General features: G+C 72.7%; 11 protein-coding genes and 1 pseudogene. 5 read left to right on the top strand and 7 right to left on the bottom strand.

Features of this window, described 5'->3' with window-relative positions:
- The first annotated feature begins 273 nt into the window (after positions 1-273).
- On the top strand, positions 274-1,194 hold the full coding sequence (locus GA0115240_RS30685; RefSeq protein WP_093741763.1) for an alpha/beta fold hydrolase: 921 nt from the start codon (positions 274-276) through the stop codon (positions 1,192-1,194).
- A 93-nt stretch (positions 1,195-1,287) separates the two neighbouring features.
- Complete coding sequence (locus tag GA0115240_RS37430; RefSeq protein WP_093741761.1) at positions 1,288-1,428, top strand: hypothetical protein; 141 nt, start codon at positions 1,288-1,290, stop codon at positions 1,426-1,428.
- Between the two features lie 152 nt (positions 1,429-1,580).
- On the opposite strand, the gene GA0115240_RS30675 is transcribed toward GA0115240_RS37430, so the two are convergent.
- From GA0115240_RS30675 to GA0115240_RS30660, 4 genes are all read right to left on the bottom strand, one after another.
- A complete protein-coding gene (locus GA0115240_RS30675) occupies positions 1,581-2,189 on the bottom strand; it encodes a MarC family protein (RefSeq protein ID WP_093741759.1) in 609 nt (202 codons plus the stop codon).
- Positions 2,190-2,275: 86 nt separating this feature from the next.
- Positions 2,276-3,157: a PHP domain-containing protein gene (locus tag GA0115240_RS30670; protein ID WP_093741757.1), complete on the bottom strand. Its 882-nt coding sequence runs from the start codon at positions 3,155-3,157 to the stop codon at positions 2,276-2,278.
- Positions 3,158-3,312: 155 nt separating this feature from the next.
- Positions 3,313-3,951 (bottom strand): DUF6758 family protein, encoded by a 639-nt coding sequence (locus tag GA0115240_RS30665; RefSeq protein WP_093741755.1) that lies wholly within the window; start codon positions 3,949-3,951, stop codon positions 3,313-3,315.
- Between the two features lie 80 nt (positions 3,952-4,031).
- Entirely contained in the window at positions 4,032-4,631 is a 600-nt protein-coding gene (locus GA0115240_RS30660; RefSeq protein WP_093741754.1) for a suppressor of fused domain protein, read from the bottom strand.
- A gap of 357 nt (positions 4,632-4,988) precedes the next feature.
- Between GA0115240_RS30660 and GA0115240_RS30655 the strand changes: the two genes are divergently transcribed.
- Positions 4,989-6,125 carry a magnesium and cobalt transport protein CorA gene (locus GA0115240_RS30655; RefSeq protein ID WP_093741752.1) on the top strand — a complete coding sequence of 379 codons (1,137 nt, stop codon included), beginning with the start codon at positions 4,989-4,991 and terminating at the stop codon, positions 6,123-6,125.
- 57 nt (positions 6,126-6,182) lie between these two features.
- On the opposite strand, the gene GA0115240_RS30650 is transcribed toward GA0115240_RS30655, so the two are convergent.
- Entirely contained in the window at positions 6,183-7,139 is a 957-nt protein-coding gene (locus tag GA0115240_RS30650; protein ID WP_093741750.1) for a DMT family transporter, read from the bottom strand.
- 134 nt (positions 7,140-7,273) lie between these two features.
- Here GA0115240_RS30650 and GA0115240_RS30645 point away from each other — a divergent pair, with 134 nt between their 5' ends.
- Positions 7,274-7,801 carry a hypothetical protein gene (locus GA0115240_RS30645; protein ID WP_093741748.1) on the top strand — a complete coding sequence of 176 codons (528 nt, stop codon included), beginning with the start codon at positions 7,274-7,276 and terminating at the stop codon, positions 7,799-7,801.
- 146 nt (positions 7,802-7,947) lie between these two features.
- Here GA0115240_RS30645 and GA0115240_RS30640 read toward each other — a convergent pair whose 3' ends face one another.
- Entirely contained in the window at positions 7,948-8,253 is a 306-nt protein-coding gene (locus tag GA0115240_RS30640; RefSeq protein WP_093741746.1) for a cupin domain-containing protein, read from the bottom strand.
- A gap of 181 nt (positions 8,254-8,434) precedes the next feature.
- Positions 8,435-9,190 (bottom strand): hypothetical protein, encoded by a 756-nt coding sequence (locus GA0115240_RS30635; protein WP_093741743.1) that lies wholly within the window; start codon positions 9,188-9,190, stop codon positions 8,435-8,437.
- A gap of 171 nt (positions 9,191-9,361) precedes the next feature.
- On the opposite strand from GA0115240_RS30635, the pseudogene GA0115240_RS38860 reads away from it, so the two are divergent.
- Positions 9,362-9,524 (top strand): annotated as a pseudogene (locus tag GA0115240_RS38860) (magnesium transporter); the annotation flags it as partial.

Below are 9,524 nucleotides of genomic sequence, written 5' to 3'. Positions count from 1 at the left end.
CGGACCCGCAAGGCCGTCGCCGAGGTTCCCGCCCGGCAACGGCCCCCGAGGCCGCCGCCGAGGGTGAGGCCCCGAAGGCCCCGCGCCGCCGCACCCGCAAGGTCGCGGCCACCGAGGCCGACGCGAGCTGACCACCCGCACCCGTACGGCGAACGCCCCGGCCCCGCGGCCGGGGCGTTCCGCACGTCACGGCGCTGCCGACCTGGCTGGTGGCAGCCGCGGGAACAACCGGTAGGCAACCTCTCGGACATAGACGGCGCGTAATCTCACCCCATGAGCCGACCCTCTGCCCTCGACCTGCCGGAGAACGTGTCTGCCCGTCGGCTGGAGACGTCCCGCGGTTCCTTTGCGGTGCTCGACGCCGCCCCCGCCCAGCACGCCCCGCCGCTCGGCACCGCGCTGCTCGTACCGGGCTTCACCGGCAGCAAGGAGGATTTCCTCGACCTGCTGCCACCGCTGACCGACGGCGGCTACCGGATCGTCGCGGTGGACGGCCGCGGCCAGCACGAATCGGACGGCCCGCGCGACGAGGCCGCGTACGCGCAGGCGGAACTCGCCGCCGACGTGATCGCGCAGAGCGCGGCCCTGGCCGGCGGCCCGCTGCACCTGCTGGGCCATTCGCTGGGCGGCCACATCGCCCGCGCGGCCGTGCTGGCGGCCGGACCGTCGGCCTGGGCGTCGTTGACCTTGATGAGTTCGGGGCCGGGCCGGATCGCGCCCTCCCAGCAGGTCCGCACCCAGCTCCTGGTGGACCACCTTCCCAACATGGACATGGAGACGGCCTGGCTGAGCATGCGGGCGATGGACGCCGAGAGTGCCACCGCCTCCGTCACCGCCGACGCCACCCCCACCGCCGACGCCGACGCCGGTGAGGACACCCCGCCCTGGCTGGAGGAGTTCCTGCACCGCCGCTGGGTGACCACCTCCCCCGAGCAATTGATCGCCACCGCGAAGCAGTTGATGACCGAACCCGACCGGGTGGCCGAATTGGCCGCCGTCCGGCTGCCCAAACTCGTACTGTCCGGCGAGGTGGACTACGCCTGGCCGGTACCGTCGATGGACGCGATGGCCGAGCGGCTGAACGCCGAGCGCGTGGTGGTCAAGGGCGCCGAGCACTCCCCCAACGCGGAGCGCCCGGAGCAGACCGCCGCCGCGCTGCTGGCGTTCTGGGGCCGTTCCCTTACTGGCAAGTAGTGCAGGTCGGAAAGAGTTTCGTTAGCGTAGGGAATGTTTCGAAGGGGGTGTTCGTTGACCACACATGTAACGAGCGACGAAGGGAGAAGCCCCATGCGCTTCGAAATCATGCGGCTCGACGACCGCAACGGCACCGCGGTGGAGAGCACCGTCGTGGACGCCTCCGCCGTCGACAAGATTGTGCAGCAGGCCGCCGCCATAGGGCAGCGCATCTACATCCGCCCCGCGGACTGACCCACCCGGCAGACATCACCCGGCAGACACCACCCGCTGACGGCGCCCCGTACCGATGGAGTACGGGGCGCTTTCGCGTCTCCCGCCCCGCCGGTCAGCGGCCGGTCACAGCGCCGGTCAGCGGCCGGTCACAGCGCCAGTCAGCAGGCCGGTCATCCCTGGCCGTGGATGAATCCGAAGACCCCGTTGGCTATGGACTGGACCGCGATCGCCGACAGGAGCATCCCGGACAGGCGGGTGACGAGGACGACGCCGCCCTCCTTGATCACCCGGATGATCGCCAGCGAGTAGCGCATGACCAGCCACAGCACCACGTGCATGGCGACGATGGCCACCCACACCGATGCCTGCTGCTCGACGCCGTTCGCCTTCTGCACCGCCAGGATCACGGTGACGATCGCGCCGGGGCCGGCCAGCAGCGGCATTCCGAGCGGCACGAGGGCGACATTGACGTCCTTCGTCTGCGTCGGCTCGTCCGCCTTCCCGGTCAGCAGATCCAACGCGATCAGCAACAGCAGCAGACCCCCGGCCACCCGCAGCGCCGGTACCGACACATGCAGGTAGTCGAGGATCTGCTGCCCGCATATCCCGAAGGTGGCTATCACGCCGAACGCGACCGATGCCGCCTGCCAGGCCATCCGCCGCTGCGTCTTGCGGGCCCGGCCGGAGGTCAGGGCCAGGAAGATGGGCGTTATCCCGGGCGGGTCCATGATCACGAACAACGTGAAGAAGACGGATCCGAACAGGGTGACGTCGAACATGGCAGCGGCTTTCGTGGGTCGGGCGGAAGGGGGAGAAGGAGACAGGGCGGCCCAAGGGCCGGGAAGAGCGCCTCGGCGCTCCTCCGTCAGCTCGCGCCGACCGGTCCCGCGCCCCTGGCCCGCCGCACGATCTCGCGGTACACCTCCGGGTCGGTCACGCACGCGCCGAGCCGCACCGTCTTGCGGCTGCCGTGGTAGTCGCTGGAGCCGGTCGCCAGCAGGTCCAGTTCCGCGGCCAGCCCCGCCAACCGTGCCCGGGTCGCCCCGTCGTGGTCGACGTGGTCGACCTCCAGGCCGTCCAGCCCGGCGGCGGCGAGTTCGGCGATCACCGCGTCCGGCACCGTCTCACCCCGCTGGTGCGCCCCGGGATGCGCGAACACGGTGACCCCGCCGGCGCCCTTCACCAGCCGCACCGCCTCGAAGGGGTCGAACTCGGCCTTGGCCACGTACGCGCGCCCGTCGTTGGCCAGCCATTCCCGCGTGAAAGCGTCCGAGACGCTGCCGACCACGCCCAGTTCGACCATCGCGGTGGCGATGTGCGGGCGCCCCACCGACCCGTCGCCCGCGATCCGGGCGACCTGATCCCAGGTCACCGGCACACCCAGTTCCTGGAGTGCGGCCACCATCGCCCGCGCCCGCGGCACCCGGTCGTCCCGGACCAGCTCGCGCTCCCGGTACAGCTCGGGCTCCTCGGGGTCGAAGAGGTACGCCAGCATGTGCATGCTGATCCCGTCCACCCGGCAGGACAGCTCGGCGCCCGTGACCAGCGTCAGCCCGGAGCCGGCCGGGCCGCCGCGGCCCGTGCCCAGCTCCCGCAGCGCGGTCAGCGCCTGCGCGTATCCGCCGACCGTGTCGTGATCGGTGAGGGCCACCACGTCGAGCCCGGCCGCGGCGGCGTTGCGCACCAGCTCGGCGGGGGTGTCGGTACCGTCCGAGGCCGTCGAATGAGTGTGCAGGTCGACGCGCACGGTACGGGCTCCCTGGGCGGCAGAAGATCAGCGGACGATCATAAGGATAGCTCCCGCCCGGACCTGCGATTCGCAGGAGCAAACCGCAGCGCGGTTCAGGACCCCAGGCGCGGCCCACAGCCGGCCCCCACCGGCCGAGGGTTGCCGACCGCCCGCTACGCCAGCAGCCTCGGCGACAGCGCCCCGCACGGCAGCAGTTCCACCTCCGCGCCCGCGTCCCGCAGATCCGTCAGCACCAGCTCGTCGTACATCAGCAGCCCGGTCTCCTGGGGCCAGACGATCGCCCACACCCACAGCCCGAGGGCCTCGCCGGCGAAGACCGCGCGGTCGTCGGGGACACCGTGGACCTGCCACAGGGCGGTCGGGCGGCCGGCCGCGTGCACCTTGGCGTGCGCCGGTTTGTCGACGCACATGTCGGGGCCGGGGTCGGGCCCGGGGATGCCCGCGTAGCGCGCACCGAGGCCGACGCCCAACTCCTCGGCGATCAGCATCAGTTCGCCGGGGCCACCGAGGGGGCCGGGCCCGGAGCAGGTCAGCGCGGTGGCGCGCCCGCCGCTGCGGTCGTCACCGGCCGAGGCGACTCCGGAGAAGAGCCAGCCGACGGGCAGCGGCCACGGCATCCAGACCGGTACCCGCGAGCGGTGCACGACCACCGCGAGCGCCTCGACGCTGGGCGGTACGACCGGCTGCAGCGGGTGCACGCTCCCATGGGCGTCGCACTGCCACGCGTCGGCGAAAATTCCGGGCGCCCGGACCCTGCCACCGCACTTCGGGCAACTGGGTTCACCCCTCATAGCGCCCCACGGTCCTCCGGCACCGTGCCCGCGTCAAGGACGATCACCCGTCCGAACCACCACCCCCGCCCCGGCGCGGGTCAATCGGCGAGCCGCACCGACATCCGCCCCGGATCGCGTACGTCCGTCCCGTGCGCCAGCCAGCGCTCCTGGAGGGCGGCGGCCCCGTGCACCCGCTTCCAGGCCGCCTCGTTCGGGGTCATCGGCAGCAGCGGCAGAAAGCGCACCGGGTCCATCGGCTCGTCCAGGACGAGGTCCTCGACGAGCCCGCCGCTCTCGGCGACCAGCACCGCGGCGAAGGGTGCGCCCGGCCACAGCGGCTCACCGATCTCCAGTGCGTTGCCGGGGGCGACGACCACCCCCTCCACCTGCGGGGACGCGGCCAGTACGGCCAGCGGCCGGAGAATCTTGTCGGTGTCGGGGCGGTCCGCGCCGCGCCCGGCGCGAACCGTCAGCAGCAGCTCGGCGCGAGGGCCGCGCACCGCGTCGGCGACGGTGGCCAAGGGGTCCGCCATCGGCTGCGCGGACATGCCAAGAGTGACGTATCGCCGCAGGTCACCATCGGTGTAGCGGAGGACCTCGATACGTTCGGCGCCGAGGAAGGTGACCGAGGCGCGCGCGTCGGGCACCCCGAAGGCGGCGCGCAGCCGAGCCTCGACCAGCGGCGTAACATCTGCCATACGGCGAGCATAGAGCGCATATCGAAGGCGCAAAGCTCGGCGTCAGGCGCTTGCGGGCTTGCTAAAGTGGGCCCTTCGCGCGTACGTCATCCCCCAGCGGGGATTGGCCGGAGGAGGTGGGACTGACATGGATCCCAGTCGACCGTGCAGTACCGGCAGCTCTTCCACGTGCCGCCCCGCGCGCTGAGCCTCCGCGTTCCATACCCGTCCCTCCGGGCCCGAAACGCGTGATACGACGGCTTGCCCGCGGAGCGTCTCCGCGCTGGAAGAGCGCCCTGAACTGCTTGTGATCAACCCGTCCTGATCAGCAATTCAGTGCGGCGCCATGCCGTAGGCCAGTCCGTGAAGGAGCTTGCCATGTCGATGATCCGTGATCTGCGCGCAGTCGTCCGTCCCACCCTGCGCAAGACCAGCGAGTCCTACGACTACGGCCCGACCCACGACGCCTCCGCCATCAGCAGCGCCGTGGTGGACTGCGCGGTCTACCGGGACGGCGTCCGGTGCAGTGACAACATCGGCCTGCGCGAAGCGCTGCGCACCGTGCGGGCCGGCCGCAGCGCGGACCAGTGCGACGGCGCCGACGGTTTCGTCTGGATCGGTCTGCACGAGCCGACCGAGCAGGAGTTCGCCGGCATCGCCGAGGAGTTCGGCCTGCACCCGCTGGCCGTCGAGGACGCGGTGCACGCCCACCAGCGCCCCAAGCTGGAGCGATACGACAACTCGCTGTTCACCGTGTTCAAGACCATCCGCTACGTCGAGCACGCCGAGCTCACCGCCACCAGCGAAGTGGTGGAGAGCGGTGAGGTGATGGTCTTCACCGGCCGGTATTTCGTGATCACCGTCCGGCACGGCGGCCACGGCTCGCTGCGGTCGCTGCGGCACCAGTTGGAGGACGACCCGGAGCTGCTGGCCAAGGGTCCGTCCGCGGTGCTGCACGCCATCGCCGACCGGGTGGTCGACGACTACCTCGCCGTCACCGAGGCCCTCCAGGACGACATCGACGAGGTCGAGATCGATGTCTTCTCGGCGGGCAACGGCAAGAGCCTGCGCGGCGGCGACGCGGGGCGGATCTACCAGCTCAAGCGCGAGGTGCTGGAGTTCAAGCGGGCGGTGTCGCCGCTGCTGCGACCGATGCAGATGCTGGGCGAGCGGCCGATGCGGCTGATCGACCCGGAGATCCAGAAGTACTTCCGCGATGTCGCCGACCACGTGGCCCGGGTGCACGAGCAGGTGACCGGCTTCGACGACCTGCTGAACTCGATCCTCCAGGCCAACCTGGCGCAGGCCACCGTCGTGCAGAACGAGGACATGCGCAAGATCACCGCCTGGGCGGCGATCCTGGCGGTGCCGACGATGATCACCGGCGTGTACGGGATGAACTTCGACACGATGCCGGAGCTGCGCTGGAAGTACGGCTATCCGGCGGTGCTGATCGCGATCGTGGCGATCTGCTACGCCATCCACCGGGGCTTCCGGCGGAACGGCTGGCTGTAGCGGCGGGCGAACGGCACCGGATCACGGCGGACGGGACGCACCGGGCCCGACCGGGTGTCAGGCGTCCTTCCGGCGGTCGGCGAGGATCACCAGGGCCAGGCCCGCGAGAATCACGCCGAGCGCCGGATAGGCGGCGGCCGGCGGGGTCTGGCCCAGCCACAGCGCGGCGATGAGCGCGGCGCCGGGGGTCTCCAGCAGGATCGCGGTCGAGGTGGTGGCCGGACCGAGGCCGCGGACCACCCGGTTGAGCAGCGAGTGCCCGAGCAGCTGGGCGGTGACCGTCAGCGCGACGATCTTCAGCCAGGTGGTGCCGTCGTAGCCGCCGAGCGCGGACCCGGACACCAGGCAGGCGGCCAGCAGCACCACGGCGGTGGTTCCGTAGCAGACGAAGGTGTACGCGGTGGTGCTCGCGGTGCGCCGTACCTCCGCGCCGAGCAGGACATAGCCGGCGGCCGCCATGCCGGCGCCCAGGGCCAGCGCGTCGCCGGTCAGCGCCCGGGTGCCGGTGGACAGGTCGAGGCCGGTGAGGAGGACGACGCCGACCACCGCGAGTCCGGTGCCGGCCCAGACCAGGCCCGGCGGGCGGTGGCCGCGGACGCGCAGGACGAGGGTGGTCCATATCGGGGTGGTCGTGCACAGCGCGGTCGAGGTGGCCACCGAGGTCATGTTGAGGCTCGGCAGCCACATCCCGAAATGCAGGGCGAGGACGACGCCGGCCGCCACCGACAGCCCGAGCGCCCGGCCGCCCATGTGCCGCAGCTCGCCGCGGTGCCGCCACAGCGCGACCGGGCTGAGCACGCCGACCGCCATCGCGTTGCGCCAGAAGGCGATGGCCAGCGCGGGCGCGGCGGTGGCGGCGATCAGCGGGGCGGACATCGAGACGCCGGCGATGGCCACCGCGAGCAGCGTGAAGTCCAGGCGCCGCCCCGGTACGGGTCCCTGTGCCGCCCCGGTCGGGGCGCCGCCCGGTGGCAGGTCCGCGGTGGCGGCGGCAGGGCTCTGCGGGGCGGTCACGGGGCTCCTCGGGTGCGGTTGCGGGTCGGCGGCCGACGACCGCCCCTCAGCGTAAGGCCCGTAGCGACCTGGAGCACCTGTCGTCCCGTTCCCCGGACGGCCGACGGGCGTGACCAGCCTCTAAGGTGTCGCCCATGACCACGCAGACCGCCGCCGCTGCCGCCGCCGAGCAGACCGCCCTCGTCGAGGAGGCCACCAAGAAGTCCGGCCTGGTCTGGGTGAACGGCCAGCCGGTCTGGCACGCCTGGGTCGACGGGGCGCTCTGTCTGGTGGCCGGCCCCGGCGAGCAGCCTCTGCCGCCGGCCCTCGCCGACGGCGCGGCGGCCACGGTGACCGTGCGCAGCAAGGACAAGGGCGGTCGCCTGGTCACCTGGCCCGCCCGTGCCGCCCTGCTCGACCCGGCCTCCGATGCCTGGCGCGGCGCGGCCGCCGAGCTGAAGTCCAAACGCCTCAACTCGCCCGACGGCGAGGGTGTCACCGAGCGGTGGGCCCGCGAGTGCGGGCTGTTCCGCCTCGCCCCGGACGGCCCGCCGTCCGAACACCCCGGCGCGATGCCCGCCGCCAGCGGCGCGGCCCCGCCGCTGCCCACCGGGGCCACCACCCGCCAGCCGATCCCGGCGGGCCTCCCCCGCCTGGTGGCGCGGCGCCGCAAGAAGAAGTAGCCGCCGGAAGTAGCCGCCGCCGGCCGGGTCGGCGCACCCGGCGCAGGCGGGCGCACCGCGCGGGCCGGGCGTTCCGCGTGGACCCGGCGCTCCGATTCATCGCGCGCGGGCCGCGCGGGCCGATCGCCGCTCCGTACGCCTCGGGCTCATTCCCCGGCGAGTTCCACGATGACCAGCGTCCCCCGGCTGCCCGGGTGGACCCGGTGGGCGGCGCCGGCCCCCACCATGAACAGCTCGCCGGCACCCACCGATACGCGGGCGCCGTCCACTTCCAGCTCCAGCCGGCCGTCGAGCACCAAGAGCGCCTCGTCGGCGGCGTGCCGCTCCTCCTCGACCGGCAGTTCGTCCATGCGCAGCACCTTCACGCAGGCGTCCCCCACCCGGCCCAGCACCCGCGAGCTCCAGGCCTCCCGCAGGCCGGCCGCGACCTCCACCAGATCGACCGCACTCACCCGAACACCCTCCCAACGGGCCGGGTCGGCGCACCGATCGGCCCAGCACCTCAAGATCGCCGAACTCCTCGGAAACTACCGGACCGCGGGCGCGAAGTGGGCGACCGTCCGGCAAAGACCCCGGCCCCGCGGGCGTCCCAAGGCCGCCCTGCGACGCTCCGGTGGACCGGGCCCGGTCCGGCTACTTCTTCTTCGCCGCCGACGGGGCGGGCGTCGCGCCCACCGAGCTGCCGTAGTCGACCACCGCGCCCTTGCCCGGCGCCGCCAGGGTGAAGTCCTGACCCCAGTCGCTGAGCGTCAACGTACCCGCGTTGCCCGCGCGTTGGTAGCGCAGCGGGTAGGGCTTGCCGCTCAGCGAGATGTCCAGGGAGCCGCCCCGGGAGCCGTCCAGGGCGATGGTCCTGGTGCCGGCGACCTTGCGGTGGCTGCCGCGCTGGAGGGTGCCGTCCAGGACGAAGAGGTCGGCCAGCAGCGTCTTCTTGTCGGTGAAGCCGCTGAACTGCCGGTAGGCGGGGTCGGTGGTGGGGACCTTGACGTACTTGCCGTTGAGCTTGGCCGCCGCCGCCTTGCTGTCCTTGTCGTCGCCGCCGTCGCCGTAGAAGTCGGCGCCCGCCTTGAGGTAGAGGCTGCCGCCCACCCGCAGGAGCTGGAAGGTGCTGCCCTTGGTGGTGACCTCGCCGACGCCGCCGTTGGAGCGCAGCCGCATGTCGAGGCGGAAGGTCTGGCCGTCGCTGAGCACGGTGCCGGCCAGCCGTACCGCCGGGGCCGTGCCGGCCGCGGTCCTGGCCTGCTGCTCGATGGTCTGCGGCGGCAGTTTGCCGACCCCGTTGGTGCCCGCGTCCGGGTTGCCGCCGCCGAGGCCGAGGCAGCCGGTGAGCAGCAGCGTTCCCGCGCAGAGCGTTCCGAGGGACAGGACGGTCCGGCGGGCGGGGTACACGGGTTGTCGTCCTCCTGCGAGGGGTGCTGCGGGGGGTGCTGCGGGCGGTGCAGAAGGTATCGCAGAAGTGGGCCCGGCGTACCTGCCGGGGTACGGGCCTCCTCATGGGGCGCACAAGATCTCCCCGGAGTAGCCTGACGGCGGACAGCGAACGCACGAGGAGGCCCCCGTATGGCCGCAGGCGCCCCCCGGGTCTTCGTCTCGCACCTGGCCGGCATCGCCGTCTTCGACCCGGCCGGTGACCAGGTGGGCCGGGTCCGCGACGTGGTGGTGACGCTGCGGGTCGGCGGGCGGCCGCCCGGTGTGCTCGGCCTGGTGGTCGAGGTGGTCAGCC

Origin of the sequence: Streptomyces sp. DvalAA-14, assembly GCF_900091855.1 — a bacterium.
In the GTDB taxonomy this organism is placed as follows: domain Bacteria; phylum Actinomycetota; class Actinomycetes; order Streptomycetales; family Streptomycetaceae; genus Actinacidiphila.
Note: the sequence above shows the minus strand (reverse complement) of the source record. Positions and strands in the feature narration are given on the sequence as shown.

Bases quoted from the DNA above. Each gene is read 5' to 3' on its own strand.
- GA0115240_RS30685 (WP_093741763.1), top strand. From the start codon at position 274: ATGAGCCGACCCTCTGCCCTCGACCTGCCGGAGAACGTGTCTGCCCGT.
- GA0115240_RS37430 (WP_093741761.1), top strand. From the start codon at position 1,288: ATGCGCTTCGAAATCATGCGGCTCGACGACCGCAACGGCACCGCGGTG.
- GA0115240_RS30675 (WP_093741759.1), bottom strand. From the start codon at position 2,189: ATGTTCGACGTCACCCTGTTCGGATCCGTCTTCTTCACGTTGTTCGTG.
- GA0115240_RS30665 (WP_093741755.1), bottom strand. From the start codon at position 3,951: ATGAGGGGTGAACCCAGTTGCCCGAAGTGCGGTGGCAGGGTCCGGGCG.
- GA0115240_RS30660 (WP_093741754.1), bottom strand. From the start codon at position 4,631: ATGGCAGATGTTACGCCGCTGGTCGAGGCTCGGCTGCGCGCCGCCTTC.
- GA0115240_RS30655 (WP_093741752.1), top strand. From the start codon at position 4,989: ATGTCGATGATCCGTGATCTGCGCGCAGTCGTCCGTCCCACCCTGCGC.
- GA0115240_RS30645 (WP_093741748.1), top strand. From the start codon at position 7,274: ATGACCACGCAGACCGCCGCCGCTGCCGCCGCCGAGCAGACCGCCCTC.